The 21,172-nt window shown below is 66.4% G+C and carries 22 protein-coding genes; 19 read left to right on the top strand and 3 right to left on the bottom strand.

The window, feature by feature from the left end; all coding sequences use genetic code 11:
* Positions 1–3 precede the first annotated feature (3 nt).
* From acpS to recO, 7 genes are all read left to right on the top strand, one after another.
* Positions 4–405, top strand: coding sequence for a holo-ACP synthase (gene acpS, locus ACFTOW_RS18235; RefSeq protein WP_379918399.1), 402 nt, complete (start codon positions 4–6; stop codon positions 403–405).
* Between the two features lie 57 nt (positions 406–462).
* Positions 463–1,299, top strand: coding sequence for a signal peptidase I (lepB, locus tag ACFTOW_RS18230; RefSeq protein ID WP_379918397.1), 837 nt, complete (start codon positions 463–465; stop codon positions 1,297–1,299).
* Positions 1,296–1,982 (top strand): ribonuclease III, encoded by a 687-nt coding sequence (gene rnc / locus ACFTOW_RS18225; protein ID WP_379918394.1) that lies wholly within the window; start codon positions 1,296–1,298, stop codon positions 1,980–1,982. The genes lepB and rnc overlap by 4 nt, the downstream gene beginning before the upstream one ends.
* A complete protein-coding gene (locus tag ACFTOW_RS18220; RefSeq protein WP_379918392.1) occupies positions 1,979–2,857 on the top strand; it encodes a DMT family transporter in 879 nt (292 codons plus the stop codon). The genes rnc and ACFTOW_RS18220 overlap by 4 nt, the downstream gene beginning before the upstream one ends.
* A gap of 69 nt (positions 2,858–2,926) precedes the next feature.
* Complete coding sequence (gene era, locus ACFTOW_RS18215; protein WP_379918390.1) at positions 2,927–3,838, top strand: GTPase Era; 912 nt, start codon at positions 2,927–2,929, stop codon at positions 3,836–3,838.
* Between the two features lie 9 nt (positions 3,839–3,847).
* Positions 3,848–4,180, top strand: a complete 333-nt coding sequence (locus ACFTOW_RS18210) for a DUF1491 family protein (RefSeq protein ID WP_379918388.1) — start codon at positions 3,848–3,850, stop codon at positions 4,178–4,180.
* 37 nt (positions 4,181–4,217) lie between these two features.
* A complete protein-coding gene (gene recO / locus ACFTOW_RS18205; protein ID WP_379918386.1) occupies positions 4,218–4,958 on the top strand; it encodes a DNA repair protein RecO in 741 nt (246 codons plus the stop codon).
* 31 nt (positions 4,959–4,989) lie between these two features.
* Here recO and ACFTOW_RS18200 read toward each other — a convergent pair whose 3' ends face one another.
* Positions 4,990–5,523 (bottom strand): TetR/AcrR family transcriptional regulator, encoded by a 534-nt coding sequence (locus ACFTOW_RS18200; protein ID WP_379918384.1) that lies wholly within the window; start codon positions 5,521–5,523, stop codon positions 4,990–4,992.
* Positions 5,524–5,629: 106 nt separating this feature from the next.
* On the bottom strand, positions 5,630–6,805 hold the full coding sequence (locus tag ACFTOW_RS18195; RefSeq protein WP_379918382.1) for an amidohydrolase family protein: 1,176 nt from the start codon (positions 6,803–6,805) through the stop codon (positions 5,630–5,632).
* A gap of 172 nt (positions 6,806–6,977) precedes the next feature.
* Between ACFTOW_RS18195 and ACFTOW_RS18190 the strand changes: the two genes are divergently transcribed.
* The 6 genes from ACFTOW_RS18190 to ACFTOW_RS18165 are packed head-to-tail and all read left to right on the top strand — an operon-like array spanning position 6,978 to position 14,160.
* Positions 6,978–7,805 carry an FAD binding domain-containing protein gene (locus ACFTOW_RS18190; protein ID WP_379918380.1) on the top strand — a complete coding sequence of 276 codons (828 nt, stop codon included), beginning with the start codon at positions 6,978–6,980 and terminating at the stop codon, positions 7,803–7,805.
* Positions 7,805–10,549, top strand: coding sequence for a molybdopterin-dependent oxidoreductase (locus ACFTOW_RS18185; RefSeq protein WP_379918378.1), 2,745 nt, complete (start codon positions 7,805–7,807; stop codon positions 10,547–10,549). The genes ACFTOW_RS18190 and ACFTOW_RS18185 overlap by 1 nt, the downstream gene beginning before the upstream one ends.
* 50 nt (positions 10,550–10,599) lie before the next feature.
* Positions 10,600–12,093, top strand: a complete 1,494-nt coding sequence (locus ACFTOW_RS18180) for a 6-hydroxynicotinate reductase (RefSeq protein WP_379918376.1) — start codon at positions 10,600–10,602, stop codon at positions 12,091–12,093.
* Entirely contained in the window at positions 12,090–12,980 is an 891-nt protein-coding gene (locus ACFTOW_RS18175; RefSeq protein ID WP_379918374.1) for a UPF0280 family protein, read from the top strand. The genes ACFTOW_RS18180 and ACFTOW_RS18175 overlap by 4 nt, the downstream gene beginning before the upstream one ends.
* A 14-nt stretch (positions 12,981–12,994) precedes the next feature.
* A complete protein-coding gene (locus ACFTOW_RS18170) occupies positions 12,995–13,579 on the top strand; it encodes an amino acid synthesis family protein (protein ID WP_379918372.1) in 585 nt (194 codons plus the stop codon).
* Complete coding sequence (locus ACFTOW_RS18165) at positions 13,576–14,160, top strand: amino acid synthesis family protein (RefSeq protein WP_379918370.1); 585 nt, start codon at positions 13,576–13,578, stop codon at positions 14,158–14,160. Before ACFTOW_RS18170 ends, ACFTOW_RS18165 begins: the two co-directional genes overlap by 4 nt.
* Positions 14,161–14,175: 15 nt before the next feature.
* Here ACFTOW_RS18165 and ACFTOW_RS18160 read toward each other — a convergent pair whose 3' ends face one another.
* Entirely contained in the window at positions 14,176–14,598 is a 423-nt protein-coding gene (locus ACFTOW_RS18160) for a MarR family winged helix-turn-helix transcriptional regulator (RefSeq protein ID WP_379918368.1), read from the bottom strand.
* 175 nt (positions 14,599–14,773) lie between these two features.
* Here ACFTOW_RS18160 and ACFTOW_RS18155 point away from each other — a divergent pair, with 175 nt between their 5' ends.
* The 6 genes from ACFTOW_RS18155 (at position 14,774) to ACFTOW_RS18130 (ending at position 21,144) form a co-directional block, all read left to right on the top strand.
* Entirely contained in the window at positions 14,774–15,841 is a 1,068-nt protein-coding gene (locus ACFTOW_RS18155) for an aromatic ring-hydroxylating dioxygenase subunit alpha (RefSeq protein ID WP_379918366.1), read from the top strand.
* Positions 15,842–15,876: 35 nt separating this feature from the next.
* Positions 15,877–17,082, top strand: coding sequence for an ABC transporter substrate-binding protein (locus ACFTOW_RS18150; protein WP_379918364.1), 1,206 nt, complete (start codon positions 15,877–15,879; stop codon positions 17,080–17,082).
* A gap of 79 nt (positions 17,083–17,161) precedes the next feature.
* Positions 17,162–19,024, top strand: a complete 1,863-nt coding sequence (locus ACFTOW_RS18145; RefSeq protein WP_379918362.1) for an ABC transporter permease — start codon at positions 17,162–17,164, stop codon at positions 19,022–19,024.
* Complete coding sequence (locus ACFTOW_RS18140) at positions 19,021–19,800, top strand: ABC transporter ATP-binding protein (RefSeq protein ID WP_379918360.1); 780 nt, start codon at positions 19,021–19,023, stop codon at positions 19,798–19,800. Before ACFTOW_RS18145 ends, ACFTOW_RS18140 begins: the two co-directional genes overlap by 4 nt.
* Positions 19,793–20,494 carry an ABC transporter ATP-binding protein gene (locus ACFTOW_RS18135; protein WP_379918358.1) on the top strand — a complete coding sequence of 234 codons (702 nt, stop codon included), beginning with the start codon at positions 19,793–19,795 and terminating at the stop codon, positions 20,492–20,494. Before ACFTOW_RS18140 ends, ACFTOW_RS18135 begins: the two co-directional genes overlap by 8 nt.
* Before the next feature lie 104 nt (positions 20,495–20,598).
* Positions 20,599–21,144 (top strand): lipid A-modifier LpxR family protein, encoded by a 546-nt coding sequence (locus ACFTOW_RS18130; RefSeq protein ID WP_379918356.1) that lies wholly within the window; start codon positions 20,599–20,601, stop codon positions 21,142–21,144.
* Positions 21,145–21,172: the final 28 nt, after the last annotated feature.

Here is a 21,172-nt window from a genome sequence, read left to right as displayed (position 1 = left end):
GCGATGATCCTGGGCATTGGCACCGACCTTGCGAACATCGACCGGATCGCCGGCACGCTGGACCGGTTCGGCGACCGGTTCCGCAACCGCGTCTTTACCGACGTGGAGCAGGCCAAGGCCGAACGCCGCGCCGACACGCCCGGCACCTATGCCAAACGCTGGGCCGCCAAGGAGGCGTGCTCGAAGGCGCTGGGAACCGGGTTGCGCATGGGCATTGCGTGGAAGGACATGGCCGTCAGCAATCTGCACACCGGCCAGCCGGTGATGGAGGTGACAGGCTGGGCGCGCGAGCGGCTGGAGGCGATTACCCCACCGGGCCACGAGGCCATCATTCACGTCACGTTGACCGACGATCACCCATGGGCGCAGGCCTTTGTGGTGATCGAGGCGCGGCGCTTGCCTTGACACCGCCCCGCGCGCCCCGCATGTAGCCCCAAACCCAGTCCCGCAAGGAGCGTGCGCATGGCAACCGAGGCCAAGAAGGGCAATGCCTTCGTCGAAACCATCAAGACGATCGTTTATGCCCTGCTGATTGCCGGCGTGTTCCGCACGGTGTTCTTTCAACCCTTCTGGATTCCCTCAGGGTCGATGAAGGATACGCTGCTGATCGGCGACTTCCTGTTCGTCAACAAGATGACCTATGGCTATTCCTACGCCTCGTGCCCCACGATCCGGGTGCCGGTGGTGGGGCTGCACATCGACGCCAAGACGATTTGCGGGTTTATGGATGGCGACAACACCCGCATTCTGGGTGGTGAGCCAAAGCGCGGCGACGTGGTCGTGTTCCGCCACCCGGTCAACGGCACGGATTACATCAAGCGTCTGATCGGCCTGCCCGGCGACACCGTTCAGATGCGCGAGGGGCGTTTGTTCATCAACGGCACGCCGGTCGAGTTGCGCGACGATGGCCAGTTCGAAGAGATCGCGCAGCCGCAAGGCCCGCAACGCCTGCGCCCGCGGTGTGAAAACGGCCCGGTGGGGCAGGGCGGTCTGTGCCTGAAGTCGCGCCAGATCGAAACGCTGCCCGAAGGGACCGAGCATGCGGTGCTGAACATCACCCGTCAGGGGTCGGATGACACGCCGGTCTACGCGGTGCCCGAGGGGCATTACTTCTTCATGGGTGACAATCGCGACAACTCGACCGACAGCCGGGTGCCGCCGCAGGTGGGTGGCGTGGGTTTCGTGCCTTATGAAAACCTGATCGGGCGCGCGGATCGTGTGATGTTCTCGTCTGCCGGGTCGTCGATGCTGGCCTTCTGGACCTGGCGCGGGGATCGGTTTTTCAAGGGGATCGAGTGAAACTGGCAGCCGAGGTCAAGGCGCTTGAGGCGCGGATCGGGCACAGCTTTGCCCGGCCCGAGCTGCTGGCGCGCGCTGTCACCCATTCGTCGATGTCATCACCCACGCGGTCCGACAACCAGCGGCTGGAGTTTCTGGGGGACCGGGTGCTGGGGCTGGTGATGGCCGAGGCGCTGCTGGCCAAGGACAAGGCCGCCAGCGAGGGGCAGCTTGCCCCCCGGTTCAACGCGCTCGTTCGCAAAGAGGCCTGCGCCGACGTGGCCCGCGACATCGGGCTGGGCGAGGCGCTGAAGCTGGGCCGCTCCGAGATGATGTCGGGCGGGCGGCGCAAGCAGGCCCTGCTGGGCGACGCGATGGAGGCGGTGATCGCCGCCGTCTATCTGGATGCCGGTTTCGATGCCGCCCGCGACATGGTGCTGCGGCTGTGGGGCGATCGCGTCGGCCGGGTCGAGGCGGATGCCCGCGACCCCAAGACCGCGCTGCAGGAATGGGCGCAGGCCCGCGGCATGCCACCCCCCGTCTATACCGAGGTGAAACGCTCGGGGCCCGATCATGCGCCCGAATTCACGATCTGCGTGGCGCTGGCCAACGGTCAGCAGGTGCAGGCGGTGGCGGGCAGCAAACGGCAGGCCGAACAGGCCGCCGCGCAAGAGTTGCTGGCGGGGCTGGACGCCGGGAAATGAGCGCGGCCAGCCCGGCGAACCTTCGCGGCAGCCTGTTCATGGTTCTGGCCATGGCGGCCTTTTCTCTGGAAGACATGTTCTACAAATCCGCGACCGGGGACATGCCGGCGGGGCAGGCGCTGGTGATCTTCGGCGGGCTTGGTCTGGCGATCTTTGTCGCGCTGGCGCTGCTGCGCGGACAGCCCCCTGTCACCGCCGCGATGCTGGGACGTGGATTGCTGCTGCGCTCGGCCATCGAACTTTTCGGGCGGGTGTTCTTTGCGCTGGCACTGGCCTATTCCGATCTGTCCAGCACATCCGCCATCCTGCAGGCGACGCCGCTGGTCGTCGCGCTGGGCGCGGTGGTGTTCTTTGGAGAACAGGTCGGCTGGCGGCGGTGGCTGGCGATGGCGGTGGGTTTTGCCGGCGTCCTGATCGTGCTGCGCCCGGGGACGGATGCGTTTTCTGCCGGGTCGGTCTTTGCCGTGCTGGGCATGCTGGGCTTTGCCGGGCGCGATCTGGCCACGCGGGCGACACCGATGGCGGTCAGCAACCTGCAACTGGGTGTGCTGGGCTTTACGGTGCTGACCGTGGCGGGCGGCGTCATCATGCTGGCCTTTGGTGAAACCGCCGTGATGCCCACCGCGCCGGGCCTGGCCAAGCTGGGTGCCGCCGCGCTGGTGGGCGTGCTGGCCTATAACGCGATCACGGTCGCCATGCGCACCGGCGAGGTCTCGGTCGTGGCGCCGTTCCGCTATACCCGGCTGGTGTTCGCGCTGATCCTGGCTCTGGTCGTGTTCGGCGAGCAGCCGGATTGGCCTACGCTTGCGGGGGCCGTTCTGATCGTGGGCAGCGGGGTGTTCACCCTGTTGCGCGGGGCGCGGGTTTCGTCCTAGGTTTCCGGGGCTGGCCCTTTGGCGGAAAATGCCGTATCGCGGGCCCTTCACTTGCAGGATTGACCCAATATGACCACCACGCGCGCCGGATTTGTCGCCCTGATCGGCGAACCCAATGCCGGGAAATCCACCCTGACCAACCGCATGGTCGGGGCCAAGGTCAGCATCGTGACCCACAAGGTGCAGACCACCCGCGCGCGCATCCGGGGCGTGGCGATCGAAGGCGATGCGCAGATCGTGTTCGTGGACACGCCGGGCCTGTTCAAACCGCGCCGCCGGCTGGATCGCGCGATGGTCGCGGCGGCCTGGGGCGGGGCGGCGGATGCCGATATCACCGTGCTGCTGATCGAGGCGCATCGCGGCGTCACCGAAGGGGTCGAGGCGATCATCGAGGGGCTGGCCGGTATCGGCAAGGGCCGCAAGGTGGTGCTGGCCATCAACAAGATCGACCGGGTCGAGGCGCCTGTGCTGCTGGCGCTGACCAAGGACATGAACGACCGCTTTGCCTTTGCCGAGACCTTTCTGATCTCGGCGGAAAAGGGCTATGGCGTGGATGACCTGAAACGCTGGCTGGCCGGGCAGGTGCCCGAAGGGCCGTGGCTGTATCCAGAGGATCAGATCGCCGATCTGCCGCTGCGCATGATCGCCGCCGAGATGACCCGCGAAAAGCTGACCCTGCGCCTGCATCAGGAACTGCCCTATCAACTGACCGTGGAAACCGAGGCCTGGGAAGAGCGCAAGGATGGCTCGGCCCGGATCGATCAGGTGGTCTATGTGGCGCGGGACGGGCACAAGGGCATCCTGCTGGGCTACAAGGGCGAGACGATCAAGGCCGTGGGCAAGGCCGCGCGCGAGGAACTGGAAGAGTTCCTGGGCCGGCGCGTGCATCTGTTCCTTCAGGTAAAAGTGCGCGAAAACTGGCTGGACGAGGCCGAGCGATACTCGGAAATGGGTCTGGATTTCCGCGACGGGAATGCGTGAGGGGCGGGCATGGCACCGCGACTGACTGCGCGTTTCTGGGTCGATGCCTACCTGGCGCGGCTGCGGATGCTGGATATCCCGGCCTTTGTCGTGGCGCATGGCGATGACACCGGCGGCGCGGTTCTGGTCAAGCTGAACACGCTGGACGGTCAGGCGCGGCTTTTTTTCCGCACCTTCGATCTGGCCAGCGGCGACCGGGTCTGGGACGTGCTGGCCGAAGGCGCAGAGCGCGCGGTGGACGACACGCTGGCCCGGCAGCGCCGCACCGATCCCGACCTGTGGGTGATCGAGGTCGAGGATCGCGCCGGTCGGCATCTGCTGGATCAGCCCGGTCTGGGATAGCCCTTGTTTCCCCTGCTGTGGCAGGGGATGATCCGGCATGGAATGGCGCGATCAGGGCATATTGCTGCACACGCGGCGACACGGTGAAAGCGCCGCGATCATCGAGGTGTTCACCCCCGCCCATGGCCGCCACGCGGGCGTTGTGCGCGGTGGCGCGGGGCGGCGGATGGCCCCCATCCTGCAACCCGGTGCACAACTGGATGTGGCTTGGCGGGCGCGGCTGGAGGATCATATCGGTGCCTTCGTGGTCGAGCCCGTGCGCAGCCGTGCCGCCGTGGTCATGGGGGACCGGCTGGCGCTGGCGGGTCTCAGCGCGGTCGTGTCGCTGCTGCACTTCGCCCTGCCCGAGCGCGAGGTGCACGAAACCCTGTATCAACGCAGCGAAAACCTGCTGGACCTGCTGTGCAATGCCGCGCTGTGGCCGCTGGCCTATCTGCGGTGGGAGCAGTGGTTACTGGACGATCTGGGCTATGGGCTGGACCTGTCGTGCTGCGCCGTGACCGGCGCGACCGAGGGGCTGATCTATGTCTCGCCCCGCACCGGGCGGGCGGTGACGGCGGCCGGGGCCGGGGACTGGGCAGACCGGCTGCTGCCCCTGCCCAAGGCCCTTCTGGGCACAGGCGACGCCGGGGATGCCGAGATCGTGCAGGCGCTGCGCGTCACCGGGCATTTCCTGACCGACCATCTGGCGCATGAAATGGGCGGCAGGCCCCTGCCCGAGGCGCGGCAGCGCTTTGTCGACGCGCTGGCGCGGCGGGCAGTGAAAGGTGACGGGTAGGCCGGGCGCAGTGTTCCCGCCGGGGTCCGGGTCAGCGCAGCGCCAGAACCAGATCGACCAGCGTGCCCATCGGGTCGCCCGGCGGATTGCGGGGCAGGCCGATGGCGGCAGCAAGGATCACGCGGGCAATCTCGGGGTTGGACACGCCGACACGCTCCAGCAGGGCGGTGATCACGGTCAGCCGCGCGGCATCGACCTGCGCCACCGCCTTACGCGCGCCGTCATGGGCGGCAGCCCAGGCCCGCATTGCGGGTTCGACGGCGGCGTGGGGATCGTCAGGTGCCGGGGCGGCGATCTGCTGGGCCATGCGGCGCAGGGCGCGGGTGTGGGTCTCGGCCTGTTCGGCCACATCGAACAGCGCGGTATTGGCCTGTGCCGACCATTCCGCGATCAGGGCCGCGTGAAAGGCAGGGACATCGGCAAAATGCCAGTAGAACGACCCCTTGGTGGTGCCAAGCGCGCGCGCCAAAGGCTCGGCCTTGAGCGCATCCGGCCCGTGCGCGGCCAGTGCTGTCATCCCGGCGTCAAGCCAGTCCTGAACCCTGAGGCGTGTCGTTCCGGCCATGTCAGCCCCGCAATGATACTCGTGCGGCCAAGGGTTACCCATCCCGGCCGGTCAGGTCCAACCCTATCGCGCTGCGCTGCGGCAATCGACGCGATTTGCGCCGGTTTCAGCCCACGACCTGCGGCAGGCGCGTGGCGGGCGGCGTGTTGCGGCTGCGTTCGGATCGCACGACCCCGTCGATAATGATCATCCCGACGCCGGGCAGATTTCCCAGTTGCACTGATTCGAGCATGTGCTTGCCCGGCGCGTGCTGGGCCTGATCCATCAGCACGAAATCGGCTGCGCGACCGACCTCGATCAGCCCGCAATCCAGTTCGCGCCGACGCGCGGTGTTGCCATTGGCAAAGCAAAAGGCGATTTCCGCGGGCACGTTCCCCAGTGCCGACAGCATCGCCACCATGCGCAGGATGCCCAGGGGCTGCACGCCCGACCCGGCCGGACCATCGGTGCCAAGGATCAACTGATCCAGCTTGTTCAGCTCGCGCGCGGTGTTCAGCGTCAGCAGCGCGGCCCGTTCGTTGCCGTTGTGCACGATCTCCAGCGCGGCGGCGCAGTTTTCGCAGATGCACACGATCTGATCGTCGGGCAGGGCCGAGTGCCCGCCGTTGATATGGCCCACCACATCGGTGCCGGTTTCCAGCACCATGTCGGCATCGATCAGACCCGAGCCGGGGATCGACGGCCCGCCGGTGTGGATCGTGCTTTGCATCCCGTACTTGCGCGCCCAGCCGATCATCTTGTTGGCGGTCTTGCCGTCCTTGACGGTGCCAAGCCCGACCTCGCCGATCAGACGCACGCCGGCGGCGGCCATTTCCCTGAAATCCTCTTCCTCCAACCCCTGTTGCAGCAGGGGCGCCCCGGCATGCACCTTCATCCCCGAGGGGCGCAGGTTTTCGTACCAACGCTGCGCCGCGATCGCCATGGCCTTGGTGCCCACGGGATCGTTGGGACGGCCCGGCATATGCACCTCGCCCGCCGAGATCATCGTGGTCACGCCGCCGTGCAGGGTGCTGTCGATCCAGTGCAGCTGCTGCTGGCGCGGGGTGTAATCGCCCACCACCGGGTGCACGTGGCTGTCGATCAGGCCGGGGGCCAGGGTGGTGCCGTTCGCGTCGATCAGCGTGGTGGCGCCCTCGGTGTCCATGTCCTTTTCGCGGCCCCACTCGGTGATCCTGCCGTCGATGGCAATCAGGCAATCGGCGTCCAGAATGGGCTCTTCGAGCTTGCCCGACAGCATCAGGCCGATATTGCGGATGACAAGTTTCTGCGGCGTGTCTGACATGGCCGGTGTTCCCCTGACTGGTTTTGTTTGAACGCTAACAGAAACGGCAAAGCGATCAAGATGCGGCTTGCGGCAGCGGGCCAGGTGCGAAACCGTTTGACAGAATCCCTGCTCTCGCGCTTTCTTGTTCGTGTGCAAACAATATTCACCGTTGTGTCAAAAGGGGACGCGCATGGGCTTTCACCGGCCTGACAGGATCGAGGATGGCCTTGCCGCACTGGCAGCCGGGGCCTCGGTGATCGCGGGGGGAACCGACTGGTATCCGGCGCGCGGCGACGGGCCGGTGCCGCAGAACGTGCTGGACGTGACGCGCCTGCCCGGGTTTCGCGGGATCGACCGCACCGATACCGGATGGCGCATCGGTGCGGCGGCGACCTGGAGCGATGTTGCCCGCGCCGATCTGCCACCCGCCTTCGACGGGCTGAAACAGGCCGCGCGCATGGTCGGCTCGATCCAGATCCAGAACGCGGGCACGGTGGGTGGCAACATATGCAACGCCTCGCCCGCCGCCGATGGCATCCCGCCGCTGTTGACGCTGGATGCCGAGGTCGATGTGATCGGGCCGGATGGCATCCGACATATGCCGCTGGCGCAATTCATCACCGGCGTGCGGCAGACCGAACTAGGCCAGGACGAGCTGCTGCGCAGCGTCCATATCCCCGATCCGTCGGGCGCGGGCGCGTCGTTTCAAAAGCTGGGTGCGCGAAAGTACCTTGTGATCTCTATCGCCATGGTGGCCGCGCTGGTGCGAGTGGACGCCGGTCGCGTGGCCGAAGCGCGTGTCGCCGTGGGGGCCTGCTCACCGGTGGCGGGGCGGTTGCCCGTGCTTGAACAGGCATTGATCGGGGCATACCCGGATGATCTGATGCGGATCGTGACGCCCGCGCATCTGGAGGGGCTGTCGCCCATCACGGATGTGCGCGGCAGCGCTGAGTATCGGCTGGACGTGGTGGCCGAACTGGTGGCCCGCGCGGTGCAACAGGCGGCAAAGGGGGCATGATGGACAAGGCAACGGCGATCACCCGCACCGGATTTACCCTGAACGGCCAGCCCGTGTCGGTTGATGCCGACCCGGGTGAGCGCCTTTCGCATGCGCTGCGCGAGCGTCTGGGCGCCCGCGATGTCAAGATCGGCTGCAACGCGGGCGATTGCGGGGCCTGCACCGTGCTGGTGGATGGCGCGCCGGTCTGCGCCTGTCTGATGCCGGTGGCGCGGGCTGACGGGGCGCAGGTGGAGACCGTGACAGGGTTGGTGCGCAGCGAACAGGGAACGCGGCTGGCGCAGGCGTTTCAGGCCCATCAGGCCGCGCAATGCGGGATCTGCACGCCGGGCATGATGGTCAGCGCCGTGGCGCTGCTGCGCGATGTGGCCCGGCCCGATGCGGCCACGGTCGAGGATGCGCTGAGCGGTGTTCTGTGCCGCTGCACCGGTTATCGCAAGATCGTGGATGCTGTGGTTTCCGCAGGTGCCGGATCCCCGGCGCCCGCCCCTTTCAGCGGGGCTGTCGGCACGCCCCTGATGCGGCTGGACGGCGCGGCCAAGATCGACGGGCGCGAGGCGTTCGGCGACGACGTGGCCCCGGCAGGCGCGCTGGTGCTGCGGGCCATCCGCTCGCCCCATCATCACGCGCGGTTCACGCTTGGCGATCTGGATGCGTTCCGCGCGGAAAACCCTTGGGTCGCGCTGGTGCTGACGGCAGCGGATGTGCCGGGCCGCAACTCCTATGGCGTGATCCCGGGGTTCGAGGACCAGCCGGTGCTGGCAGATGGCCCTGTCCGCCACCGGGGTGAGGCCGTGGCCGCGGTGGTCGGTCCGGCGGACCGCATGGCGCAATTCGATCAGGCCAGTTTTCCTGTCACGTGGCAGGAATTGCCCGACGTTCTGACCGTCGATGACGCGATGGCAGACGGCGCGCCTGAATTGCACGTGGGCCATGCGCAGAACGTCATGACCGGCGGTTTCGTGAAGCACGGTCAGGCGGACACGGCGCTGGACCGTGCCGATCATGTGGTGACGGGCAATTTCACCACCGCCTTTGTCGAACACGCCTATATCGAGCCCGAGGCGGGGTTTGCGCAGATGGTCGATGGTCGCCTGCACGTGCATGCCTGCACGCAGGCCCCGGTGATGGATCGTGACATGCTGGTGGGGGCGCTGGCTCTGCCTGCGGACAAGATCCGCATCGTGCCCACTGCCACCGGCGGCGGGTTCGGGGCCAAGCTGGATGTCTCGGTGCAGCCGTTCCTGGGGCTGGCGGCGCTGCGGCTGGGCGTGCCGGTGCGCATGACCTATTCGCGCAGTGAATCGATGCAGGCCACCACCAAGCGCCACCCGTCGCAGATTTCGTTGCGCGTGGGCGCCATGGCCGATGGCACCCTGTCGGGGATGCGGTTCGAGGGGCTGTTCAACACCGGCGCCTATGCCAGTTGGGGGCCGACCGTGGCCAACCGCGTGCCGATCCATGCTTCTGGCCCCTACCGCGTGGCCGATTACCTGGCCCGTGCGCGGGGCGTCTACACCAATGGCCCACCCGCTGGCGCATTTCGCGGCTTTGGCGTGCCGCAGGCGTCCATCGCGCTGGAATTGCTGCTGGATGAACTGGCGGACAAGCTGGGCATGGATGCGCTGGACTTTCGGCTGAAGAACGCGCTGGAAAACGGCGTGCCCACGGTCTGCGGGCAGGTGTTCGAACAGGGTGTCGGCATCAGGGCTTGCCTTGAGGCACTGCGCCCGGCGTGGGAAAAACTGGGCGCCGAGTGTGCTGCGTTCAACGCGGAGAACGGCCGGATCAAACGCGGTGTGGGCCTCAGCGGTGGCTGGTATGGCTGCGGCAACACCTCGATGCCCAACCCGTCAACGATCAAGGCCGGTTTGCGCGCCGATGGCACCGTGGTGCTGCATCAGGGCGCGGCGGATATCGGGCAGGGGTCGAACACCGTCATCACCCAGATTTTCGCGCAGGCGCTGGGGGTTGATCCGGCCTTGGTCCAGATCGTCGGCGGGGATACCGACGTGACGCCGGACGCGGGCAAGACCTCGGCCAGCCGGCAGACCTTCATCACCGGCAATGCGGCACGGCTGGCGGGCGAGGCGTTGCGCGCGCAGGTGCTGGCGCTGGTCAATGCGCCGGGTGATGCCGTGCTGCATGTCGGTCCGCAGGCGCGGGTCAGCGACGGCGGCGCGGATCATCCTTTGCGGCTGGATCAGATGGCGGCGGATGCCGAGGGCTTTGTCCTGCGGGTGGCCGAAAGCTATGATCCGCCCACGGAACCGCTGGATGAAAACGGGCAGGGCGTGCCCTATGCGCAATTCGGCTATGCCGCGCATCTGGCGATGGTCGAGGTCGATGTCGCCCTTGGCACCACCCGCGTGCTCCGCATCGTGGCCGCGCATGACGTGGGCCGCGCGATCAACCCGCTGCTGGTCGAAGGTCAGGTGCAGGGCGGCGTGGCACAGGGGCTGGGCCTTGCGCTTATGGAGGAATACATCCCCGGCCGCACCGAGAACCTGCACGATTACCTGATCCCCACCTTTGGCGATGTGCCGCCCATCGAGACGCTGATCATCGAGGAACCCGATGCCCATGGCCCTTACGGGGCCAAGGGGCTGGGCGAACACGCGCTGATCCCTACCGCGCCCGCGATCCTGAACGCAATCTCCCGTGCCACCGGCGCGCGGCTGCGGCAAGTGCCCGTCACGCCATCGCGCCTGCGCGCGGCGCTGAGGGAGGCGGGCCATGCGTGATTCGCTGCCAGCCCGGTCCGCGCCCGTGCTTTTACCTACAGGAGGCCGTCATGCCTGACGATTCCCCCCGCACCCAGCCCGAAAAGATCCGCTGCGATGCGTGCCCGGTGATGTGCTACATCGCCGATGGCAAGGCCGGGGCCTGCGACCGCTATGCCAATCACGGCGGTGAGCTGGTGCGGCTGGACCCGCTGACGGTGATCCAGTCCGGCGCTCAGGCGGTGGCGTTTCTCCACACCGACGCGCAGGCGCAGGATTGGGATGGTGACGTGATCGGCGGCGACCGCCCCTTCGTGACCGCCGTGGGGGCGGGCACCACCTATCCTGATTACAAGCCTGCGCCCTTCATCGTGTCCCAGCAGGTCGAAGGCGTGGACATGGTCACCGTCGTGACCGAGGGTATTTTCAGCTATTGCGGCGTCAAGGTGAAGATCGACACCGACCGCCATATCGGCCACGAACGCGCAGTAGTGCGCGTGGAGGGCGAGGCGATCGGCCATGTGATGACATCCGAATACGGATCAAAAATGCTGTCGCTGGGCGGGGTCGAGCATCTGACCGGCGGCTCCAAGAAGGAAGGCCGCGTGACCTGCGACGCGCTGTTGCGATTGTGCAACCGCGAGCCTGTGGAAATGCAGATCGACGGCGGCGTGACGCTGGTGGTCGAGGCGGGAAAACCGCCCGTTATCAACGGTGTGCCGGAGAAACTGATGCGGGTCGGCTGTGGTTCAGCCACCATCGGGATGTTCGCCAAACAGTGGGAAGGGCATGTGGACGAGGTGATCGTGGTCGATGATCACATCACCGGCGTGCTGACCGAACACGAGGCGGGCAAGCAGTTGGGCATGCGGCCGTCCGGGATTAGGATCAACGGGCGACGCTCGACCCCGGGGCGGTATTTTCAGGTGGCGGAGCCGGGGACGGGATGGGGCGGTACGGATGTAGACGATCCGCTGACGATCCTGCGCCCGGCGGATGCCAAGCTGGCGTGGCCCGGTTTGCGGCTGCTGATGGTATCCACCACGGGCGAGCAATGGGCCTATTTCACGCTGGATGACGACTTGCAGCCGCAGCCCGCCGAGATCACGCCGCCGCTGTTGCAGACCTGCGAAAGGATCGCGGAGAACTGTGAACCCTCTCTGTGTTCGGTACTGTTCATGGGCGGCGCGGGCGGCAGTCTGCGCGCAGGCGTGACCGAGAATCCGGTGCGGCTGACCCGGTCGGTCAAGGATGCGCTGACCTATGTGTCCTGCGGCGGGGCCGAGGCCTATGTCTGGCCCGGGGGCGGCATCACATTCATGGCGGATGTTCTGGATATGCCTACAAATTCATTCGGTTACGTCCCCACGCCTGCGCTGGTCGCGCCCATCGAGTTCACCCTGCGGGCGCAGGATTACGCGGCCCTTGGCGGGCACGTGGACCATGTGCGCCCGGTCGATACCGTGCTGAACCCCGACATCCGCAAGGTGCTGCCGCAAGGCGGGCCGGGGCCGCATGATCGCCAGCGCCACCGCTGGAGCCATGCGCGCAAGGAGGACACATGAGCGGGCCTGTTGCGGCGCTGTTGCCGGGGCAGCGGTTGCACCTGCAACATGGCCCCATCGACCTGATCATCGGGGCGGATGGCGACCGGGCAGGCGCGTTCATGGCGGCCACGGCGCGGTTCGAAACCGTGCTGGACGAGCTGGTGGCCGAACTGCCCCTGCTGCGGCAGCCGGTGGGCCAAAGGCCGCAAAACGCCGTTGCACGACGCATGCACAAGGCATGCACACCCCATGCGTATGACGACGTGGTGACGCCGATGGCCGCCGTGGCCGGATCGGTCGCCGACGAGGTGCTGGCCGCGATGGTTGATGCCGCGCCGCTGACCCGCGCCTATGTGAACAACGGCGGCGACATCGCGCTGCATCTGCTGGGCAGTGCGCGGTTCACCGTCGGTCTTGGCGGGCTGGACGGCACGGCGCTGGGCCGGGTGGCGATCGACGCCGACAGCCCGGTGCGCGGTGTCGCCACCAGCGGGGCGGGCGGGCGCAGCCTGAGCCTCGGGATTGCCGACAGCGTGACGGTTCTGGCGCGCAGTGCGGCGGCGGCGGATGTGGCCGCCACGCTGATCGCCAATGCGGTGGACCTGCCGGGGAATCCGGCGATCCGGCGGCAGCCTGCGTGCGAGGTTCAGCCTGACAGCGATCTGGGCGACCGTCTGGTAACGGTCGGCGTTGGCACGCTGCGCGAGGACGAGGTGACGCGTGCGCTGGAGGCGGGTCTTGCGCGCGCGCAGGCGATGCGCAAGCGTGGGCTGATCGAGGGGGCGTCGCTGATGCTGCGGCGTCAGGTGCGGCTTGTCTGCCATGACGCGCCACAGTCCGGCGCCGTCGATATCGCCCATGCCGGACGGCCTGCCGCTGTGGGCTATTCCAGAACGGTCAACTGAAGGAGCTGCGCAAGATGCCAGAGGTCAATATCCGCAAGATCATCACCGCGGTCGAGGAGATCCACCACGAGGGCGGGCCGCGCGCCAATGTGCCGCTGCGCCGGGCCAGCATCATGGCGGTGATCGCGAACCCCTATGCCGGGGCGTATCACGAGGATATCCAGCCCTTCATGGAGGACCTCAAGCCGCTGGGCGTGATGATGGCGCAGAGGCTGGTCGAGACGCTGGGCGGCGATGCGGGGGCCGTGCGCGGCTATGGCAAGGGGGCCATCATCGGAGCCGGAGGCGAGATCGAGCATGGCGCGCTGTGGCACGCGCCCGGCGGCTATGCCATGCGCGAGGTGCTGGGCGGGGCCAAGGCCATCGTGCCCTCCACGAAAAAGGTGGGTGCGGCGGGCACGCGGCTGGATGTGCCGGTGACGCATGTGGATGCGTCCTATGTCCGGTCGCATTTCGATTCCATCGAGGTGGGGATCAACGACGCGCCGCGCGCGAATGAAATGGCGGTGGTGCTGGTGATGACCACCGGGCCGCGCGTGCATGACCGGGCGGGCGGGTTGGCCGCCGAGGACATCACCGGAGAGGACGGTCTGAGATGAGCGCAGATATTCGCAAGCTGGCTGTCTGGGTCGAGGAGACCCATTCCGAGATCGGCCGCAGGATCGACCCGCCCACTCGCAAGGCGGTGGCCGTGGCGGTGATCCGCAACCCGTTCGCGGGCGTGTATCACGAGGATCTGTCGGAGTTGATGGAGATCGGTGCCCAACTGGGCGGGTTGCTGGGCGCGCGCGCGGTTGCGGCTCTGGGCATCGCGCCGGAAGATGCGCAAAGCTATGGCAAGGCCGCGATGGTGGGCGAGGCGGGCGAGTTGGAACATGCCGCCGCCATCCTGCACCCCAAGCTGGGGGCGCCGTTGCGCAAGGCGGTGGACAAAGGGGCCGCGCTGGTGCCGTCGTCCAAGAAAATGGGCGGGCCGGGGCAGGATCTGGACGTGCCGCTGGGGCACAAGGATGCGGCCTATGTCCGGTCGCATTTCGACGGGGTCGAGGTGCGCATGAACGACGCGCCGCGCGCCGACGAGATCCTGGTGGCCGTGGCCGTCACAGACAGTGGCAGGCCGCTGCCGCGCGTCGGCGGGCTGACGCATGATCAGGCCGAGGGCAAGGACGGGTTGCGCTAGACCGGCCTTGCCGCCCTACAGCTTGTCCAGTAGCGCCAGCAGACGCTCCAGCTCGCGCGGGGTCAGGTTGGCGGATGTGGCGCGCGAAATCTCGGACGCGGTGGCAATGGCTTTTTCGGCAAAGCTGTGGCCCTGATCACTGAGCGAGATCACCAGCCGCCGCATGTCGGTGGGGCTTTTGCGGCTTTCCACCAGCCCCTTGGCGCGCAGCCGGTCGATCACGCCCTTGGTGGTGGCGGCGTCCAGCCCCACGCGGCGGCCCAGATCGTTCTGCGAGATCGGGCCGGTTTCGCGCAGCCGCGCCAGAATCGCGAATTGCGTCGGCGTGACCTCGGGCATCATGCGGGCGAACAGCTCGAGATGTTTCTGGTTGGCAAGCCGCAGCTTGAACCCGATCTGGTCCTCAAGCCGGTAGGTTTGTGTGATGTCGATGTCCATCGCCCTCGTGCCGCTTAATTTCAAACCAGTGTTTCACGATTATCACCGCCGGTCCAACCCTGCTGGCAATATTGGCGCAAAAATTGTTTGACAACTAACAATATCATGGTGCCTCATCGGGACAAGGTGCCGCAGGGTGCGAGCGAGAGTAAACGCCAGCAGAGGAGTGGTCACGATGAGCTTTGTCAGGAACGCATGGTACGTGGCGGGATGGTCGCGCGATTTCGGTGACGCCCTGAAGCCGGTGACGATCTGCGCGCAGGGGCTTGTGATGTTCCGGGCCTCGGACGGCCGGGTCGTGGCGCTGGAAGATCGCTGCCCGCACAAGCAGTTGCCGCTGTCCAAGGGCAAGCGTATCGGCGACACGGTGCAATGCGGCTATCACGGCATGACCTTTGATTGCAGCGGAGAATGCGTTCGGGTGCCGGGGCAGGACAACCTGCCGCGCAGCGCCTATGTCGATGCCTTTGTGGTCGAGGAGCGGTATGGAATCGTCTGGATCTGGATGGGCGACCCGGACAAGGCGGACACGGCAGGAATCTTTCATCTGGAGCAGTTCGATGATCCGGCCTGGCACGCGCATCACGGCGGGGCGCTGCACATCCGGGCGCATTACCTGAACGTGGCGGAAAACCTTGTCGATCCGGCGCATGTGAGCTTTGTGCATCCTACAACGCTGGGCAGTGCCGCGTCCGAGAACGTGCCGGTGCACGTGTCCACCAGCGGTGAGGTGATCTCGGCCTGGCGCTGGATACGCAACGCGCCTCCGGTGGGGTTCTTCCAGAAATTCGGCGGGTTTGCCGGAAACGTGGATCGTTGGCATTACTATTATCTGCACATGCCGTCCACGGCGGTGATCGACTTTGGCAGCGTTGATGCCGGGCTGAACCTGCCCGAAGAGGCGCGTGACAGCGGGGTGCGCATTTTCGCGTTGCATTTCGTGACCCCGGTGACCGAGGATTACACCATCGATTACTGGATGCACCTGCGCAACACGGCGCTGGGCGATGATGCGGCCAGCGCGCAGATGGACGCGATGTTCCAGATCGCGTTCGACGAGGACAAGGAGGTGCTGGAAGCCATCCATGTGGAAGAGCAGAAGCCGCAAAGGCGCAAGCCGATACGGATTGCCATCGACAAGGCACCGAACGTGTATCGCAAGCGCATCCGCGATCTGATCGAGGCGGAAGCGACCGAATATCTTGGAGAGCCGGAAAGGCCGACATTCGTGCAGCTGGATTGACCGGCGGCACAGGGGACCAACAGAGAGGAACGACAATGAAACGCAAGACTTTCCTGAAGGGGATGCTGGGGGCGGTCGCCCTGGCGGCGATGCCGCTGGGGGCCGTGGCGCAAGAGGCCATCAAGATCGGCGAGATCAACCATTACAAGCGCATGGCGGCCTTTGCCGAGCCTTACAAGATGGGGATCGAACTGGCGCTGGAGCAGGTGAACGAGGCCGGTGGCGTGCTGGACCGCCCGCTGGAGTTCATCTTCCGCGACGATCAGGGCGAACCGGGCGAGGCGGTCAAGATCGCCGAGGAGCTGATGACGCGCGACGGCACGGTGATGCTGACCGGCACCATCCTGTCCAACGTCGGGCTGGCCATCGCGTCGCTGGCAGGGCAGCGCGGCTATGTCTACCTGGCGTCCGAGCCGCTGGCCGACAGCCTGGTCTGGGCGTCGGGCAATGACTATACCTTCCGGCTGCGCAGCTCGACCTACATGCAGGCGGCGATGCTGGCCGAAGAGGCGGCCAAGACCGATGCGGTGAAATTCGCCACGATCGCGCCCAACTATGCCTATGGCAAGGATGCGGTGGCGGCGTTCAAGGAAAACCTGCTGCGGCTGAAGCCCGAGGCCGAGTTCGTGGCCGAGCAGTGGCCCGCCCTGTTCAACATCGATGCCGGGGCCGAGGCGCAGGCGCTGGAGCGCGCCAAGCCCGATGCGATCTACAACGTCACCTTTGGCCCCGATCTGGCCAAGCTGGTGCGCGAGGGCGGCGACCGGGGCCTGTTTGACGGGCGCACGGTCTTTGGCCTGCTGTCGGGCGAGCCGGAATACCTGGACCCGCTGGGCGACGAGGCCCCCGAGGGATGGATCGTCACCGGCTACCCCTGGTACGACCTGAACGAGGGCGCGGCGGGAGAGTTTGTCAGCGCCTATCAGGAGCGGTGGGATGATTACCCGCGTCTGGGCTCCATCGTGGGCTACATGACGGTGCAATCCATCGTGGCGGCGCTGGAAAAGGCGGGCAGCACCGAGACCGACGCGATCCGCGAAGCGTTCAAGGATCTGACGCTGGACACGCCGATGGGCGAGATCACCTATCGTGCCATCGACCACCAGTCCACAATGGGGGCCTATGTGGGCACCACGACCGTGCGCGACGGCAAGGGCGTGATGGTTGACTGGGCCTACAAGGATGGGGCGGACTTCTTGCCCTCGGACGAGGAAGTGCGCAAGCTGCGCCCGGCCAACTGATCCAGACACGGCCCCGCTGCCCGTGCTGATAACGCGCGGCGGGGTCCTTTCATCACAGACAACCGGAACAGGGATATAGATGGGCCTTTTCATCGCTCAGCTATTGACGGGTCTTGCCAATGCGGGGGCGCTTTTCATGGTCGCCTCGGGGCTGAGCCTGATCTTTGGCGTCACCCGTATCGTCAATTTCGCACATGGCAGTTTCTACATGCTGGGGGCCTATATCGGCTATACGCTGATGCAGGTGCTGCCGGGGGCCGTCGGCTTTTGGGGCGCGATCCTGCTGGCCGGTCTGGCGGTGGGCGTGATCGGTATGCTGGTCGAGATACTGGTGCTGCGGCCGGTGTACCGTGCGCCCGAGCTGTTCCAGCTTGTCGCCACCTTTGGCGTCATCCTTGTGGTGCAGGATCTGGCGCTGATGATCTGGGGCCCCGAAGATCTGCTGGGTCCGCGCGCGCCCGGGCTGCGCGGCGTGGTGCGGATCATGGGCGAGCCGGTGCCGAAATACGACATCGCGCTGCTGGTGATCACGCCCTTTGTCGCGCTGGGCCTGTGGTATCTGATCACGAAAACCCGGGTCGGCACGCTGGTGCGCGCCGCCACGCAGGACCGCGAGATGGTAGGCGCGCTGGGCGTCAATCAGGCGTGGCTGTTCACCGGCGTCTTTGCCCTTGGCTGTGGTCTGGCCGGTCTGGGCGGGGCGCTGCAACTGCCGAAAGGTGGGGCGGACCTGTTGATGGATTTCACGATCCTGACCGCCGTGTTCGTGGTGGTCGTGATCGGCGGCATGGGTTCGTTGCCCGGGGCCTATCTGGCCGCCGTCATCATTTCCGTGCTCAACGTCTTTGGCGTGACCTACATGCCGCAATCCACGCTGGTGCTGATGTTCGTGGTCATGGTGCTGGTGCTGATGATCCGGCCCTATGGCCTGTTCGGCCGCGAAGAAGTGGCGGGCGAGCATGGCCAGGTCGGCGAGCCCGAGCGCCCAATCAAGCCTGCCGGGCTTCAGGTGCGGCTGCTGGTGGGCGCAGGGGTGGCCGCGCTGGCCGCGCTGCCGCTGTTCGGATCGAACTTTACCCAGGTGCTGACGACCGACATCCTTATATTCTGTCTGTTCGCAGCGTCCTTGCATTTCCTGCTGGGTTTGGGGGGGCTGGTCAGCTTTGGACATGCGGCCTATTTCGGCGGCGGAGCCTATGTTGCGGCCCTGCTGGTGACCCATGCGAACACGCCGATGGAGCTGGCCTTTGTGCTGGCACCGCTGGGGGCGGGGCTGGGCGCGGTCCTCATCGGCTGGATCTGCCTGCGGCTGACGGGGGTGTATTTTGCCATGCTGACGCTGGCCTTCGCGCAACTGCTGTGGAGTCTTGTGTTCCAGTGGGGCAGCGTGACCGGGGGCGACGATGGCCTGCTGGGCATCTGGCCGGCACGGTGGCTGAGCGGCACGACCGTCTACTATTACTTCACGCTGGTCTTTGCGGTGGGCGGAATCCTGATGCTGCGGCAGATGGCGCATGCGCCCTTTGGCTATGCCCTGCGCGCGGCGCGTGACAGCGCGCGGCAGGCCGAGGCGACGGGCATCCACACCAAGCGCGTGCAGATGCTGGCCTTTGCCTTTGCGGGCATGATGGCCGGGCTTGCCGGGGGATTGTTCGTGTTCTCGAAGGGCAGCGTGTTTCCCAACGAGCTGGAAATCGCGCGCAGTTTCGATGCGCTGATCGTGGTGTTTCTGGGCGGGGTGAAAACCCTGTCGGGCGGGATCGTCGGCGGTGCGGCCTTCAAGGGGATCGAGGACACGCTGACGCGGTTCGAATACTGGCGGCTGGCGATGGGTCTGCTGATCATCGCGGTGGTGATCATGGCCCCGGACGGCATCGTGGGCACCTTGCGCAAATGGGCCGAGCGTCTGGGCCTGCTGCGCAGCGCGGAGGACAAGACATGAGCGTGGTTCTGGAAACCCGTGGCCTGACGCGGCGGTTCGGCGGGCTGGTGGCGGTGAACGATGTCTCGTTCAGCCTGCAAAAGGGGGAGTTGCTGGCCCTGATCGGCCCGAACGGGGCAGGCAAAAGCACCTGTTTCAACATGCTGATGGGGCAGTTGAAGCCGACCCGCGGCACCGTGCACCTGATGGGAGACGAGATCACCGGGCTGACCCCGCGCCAGATCTGGCGGCGCGGTGTGGGGCGGACGTTTCAGATCACCGGCACCTATGCCTCGATGACGGTGATCGAGAACGTGCAGATGGCGCTGCTGTCGCATCACGGCCAGGTGTTCAATATCCTGCGCTATGCCCACAAGATGCACCGCGAGCGGGCGATGGCCCTGCTGGAGATGGTGGGGATGCAGGCGCAGGCCGAGCGGCATTGCGCGGTTCTGGCCTATGGCGATCTGAAGCGGCTGGAACTGGCGATTGCGCTGGCGCATGATCCGACGCTGCTGCTGATGGACGAACCGACGGCGGGCATGGCCCCGCGCGAACGCATCGCGCTGATGAAGCTGACGGCGGACATCGTGCGCGATCAGGGGGTCAGCGTGCTGTTCACCGAGCATGACATGGACGTCGTCTTTGCCCATGCGCACCGGATCATGGTGCTGAACCGGGGCGAGCTGATCGCGGATGGCAATGCCGAGGCGATCCGCAACGATCCGCGCGTGCAGGAGGTGTATCTGGGCGGCGGCACGCTGTTCAACGCGCAAGACGAGGGTGAACATGCTTGAACTGAGCGGGGTGAATTCATTCTACGGCAAAGCCCATGTGCTGAACGACCTGAGCTTTACCGTGGCGCGCGGGCAGGTGGTGGCCTTGCTGGGGCGCAATGGTGCGGGCAAGACGACGACGATGAAATCCATCATGCAGCTTGTCACCCCGCGCAGTGGCAGCGTGACCTTTCAGGGCCATGACATCACCGGACAGCCCACGCACAAGGTGGCCAAGCTGGGGCTGGGATACGTGCCCGAGGAGCGGCGCATCTTTACCGACCTGACGGTTCTGGAGAACCTCGAGGTCGGCCGCCAGCCGCCGCGCCCGGGCAGCCATCCCTGGACCATCGAGGAGCTGTTCGAGCTGTTTCCGAACCTGGCCGAGCGGCGCAACAACCGCGGCAAGGCCCTGTCGGGCGGCGAGCAGCAGATGCTGACGATCGCGCGCACGCTGATGGGCAACCCGTCCTTCGTGCTGCTGGATGAACCGTCCGAGGGCATTGCCCCGGTGATCGTGGAACAGATGGCGCGGGTGATCATCCAGTTGAAACAGGACGGGCTGACCGTGCTGCTGTCGGAACAGAACCTGCATTTCGCCCGCGCGGTGGCCGACATGGCGGTGATCATCGAGGGCGGCAGCCAGAAGTTCACCGGCACTTTGGCCGAGCTGAACGCCAACCCCGAGGTGCGCGACGCCTATCTGTCGGTCTGAAGCGCAACACTTGGGGCAGAAACGCGGCCTTCGCGGCCTGCGCGCTGTCGGTGCCTGCCTCTCCTGTCTAGGTTGGTTTTAGATGAACCAACCAAGAGGCCGGGATGTTCCGCGTCGTCGTTTTCTGTGTGGCCTGCCTGCTGATCGCGGCCGGGCCGGGTGCTGCGCAAGAGCGGCAGTATCTGGGCCGGGCCACGGTGTTCACCAACGATTCCTTCGGGGATACGCGCGACCGATGGCGCACCGGGGGTGTGCAGGGCAGCCTGCTTTGGGGGCCCGAATGGCAGGGACGCGCGCCTGCTGTTGCGGGGCAATTGCTGGAACTGCGCTGGGGCGGGCAGATCATCGCGCCCGCCAGTCTGACCCGGCCCGATCCGCGCGACCGGCCCAATGCCGGAGCCTTGTCGCTGGGGCTGCACACGCATTTCACACGCGGCGCGATGGACATGGCGCTGGGGGCTGATCTGGTGATGACTGGGCCGCAGACCGGGCTGGACGATCTGCAAAAGGCGTTGCACGACTTTGCCGGCCTGATCGCGCCGCCCTCGGACGCGGTGCGGGCCGCGCAGATCGGCAACGCGCTGCACCCGACGCTGGTGTTCGAGGCCGGGAGCGACATGCGGCTGGGTGCCGCGCGACAAACAGGCTGAGAATCCAGCGTCAATCAGGATGAGAACG

It is taken from the genome of Lacimonas salitolerans (assembly GCF_042677865.1).
Taxonomy (GTDB): Bacteria; Pseudomonadota; Alphaproteobacteria; order Rhodobacterales; family Rhodobacteraceae; genus Lutimaribacter; species Lutimaribacter salitolerans.
Note: the sequence above shows the minus strand (reverse complement) of the source record. Positions and strands in the feature narration are given on the sequence as shown.

Bases quoted from the DNA above. Each gene is read 5' to 3' on its own strand.
- acpS (WP_379918399.1), top strand. From the start codon at position 4: ATGATCCTGGGCATTGGCACCGACCTTGCGAACATCGACCGGATCGCC.
- lepB (WP_379918397.1), top strand. From the start codon at position 463: ATGGCAACCGAGGCCAAGAAGGGCAATGCCTTCGTCGAAACCATCAAG.
- ACFTOW_RS18220 (WP_379918392.1), top strand. From the start codon at position 1,979: ATGAGCGCGGCCAGCCCGGCGAACCTTCGCGGCAGCCTGTTCATGGTT.
- era (WP_379918390.1), top strand. From the start codon at position 2,927: ATGACCACCACGCGCGCCGGATTTGTCGCCCTGATCGGCGAACCCAAT.
- ACFTOW_RS18210 (WP_379918388.1), top strand. From the start codon at position 3,848: ATGGCACCGCGACTGACTGCGCGTTTCTGGGTCGATGCCTACCTGGCG.
- recO (WP_379918386.1), top strand. From the start codon at position 4,218: ATGGAATGGCGCGATCAGGGCATATTGCTGCACACGCGGCGACACGGT.
- ACFTOW_RS18200 (WP_379918384.1), bottom strand. From the start codon at position 5,523: ATGGCCGGAACGACACGCCTCAGGGTTCAGGACTGGCTTGACGCCGGG.
- ACFTOW_RS18195 (WP_379918382.1), bottom strand. From the start codon at position 6,805: ATGTCAGACACGCCGCAGAAACTTGTCATCCGCAATATCGGCCTGATG.
- ACFTOW_RS18190 (WP_379918380.1), top strand. From the start codon at position 6,978: ATGGGCTTTCACCGGCCTGACAGGATCGAGGATGGCCTTGCCGCACTG.
- ACFTOW_RS18185 (WP_379918378.1), top strand. From the start codon at position 7,805: ATGGACAAGGCAACGGCGATCACCCGCACCGGATTTACCCTGAACGGC.
- ACFTOW_RS18180 (WP_379918376.1), top strand. From the start codon at position 10,600: ATGCCTGACGATTCCCCCCGCACCCAGCCCGAAAAGATCCGCTGCGAT.
- ACFTOW_RS18175 (WP_379918374.1), top strand. From the start codon at position 12,090: ATGAGCGGGCCTGTTGCGGCGCTGTTGCCGGGGCAGCGGTTGCACCTG.
- ACFTOW_RS18170 (WP_379918372.1), top strand. From the start codon at position 12,995: ATGCCAGAGGTCAATATCCGCAAGATCATCACCGCGGTCGAGGAGATC.
- ACFTOW_RS18165 (WP_379918370.1), top strand. From the start codon at position 13,576: ATGAGCGCAGATATTCGCAAGCTGGCTGTCTGGGTCGAGGAGACCCAT.
- ACFTOW_RS18160 (WP_379918368.1), bottom strand. From the start codon at position 14,598: ATGGACATCGACATCACACAAACCTACCGGCTTGAGGACCAGATCGGG.
- ACFTOW_RS18155 (WP_379918366.1), top strand. From the start codon at position 14,774: ATGAGCTTTGTCAGGAACGCATGGTACGTGGCGGGATGGTCGCGCGAT.
- ACFTOW_RS18150 (WP_379918364.1), top strand. From the start codon at position 15,877: ATGAAACGCAAGACTTTCCTGAAGGGGATGCTGGGGGCGGTCGCCCTG.
- ACFTOW_RS18145 (WP_379918362.1), top strand. From the start codon at position 17,162: ATGGGCCTTTTCATCGCTCAGCTATTGACGGGTCTTGCCAATGCGGGG.
- ACFTOW_RS18140 (WP_379918360.1), top strand. From the start codon at position 19,021: ATGAGCGTGGTTCTGGAAACCCGTGGCCTGACGCGGCGGTTCGGCGGG.
- ACFTOW_RS18135 (WP_379918358.1), top strand. From the start codon at position 19,793: ATGCTTGAACTGAGCGGGGTGAATTCATTCTACGGCAAAGCCCATGTG.
- ACFTOW_RS18130 (WP_379918356.1), top strand. From the start codon at position 20,599: ATGTTCCGCGTCGTCGTTTTCTGTGTGGCCTGCCTGCTGATCGCGGCC.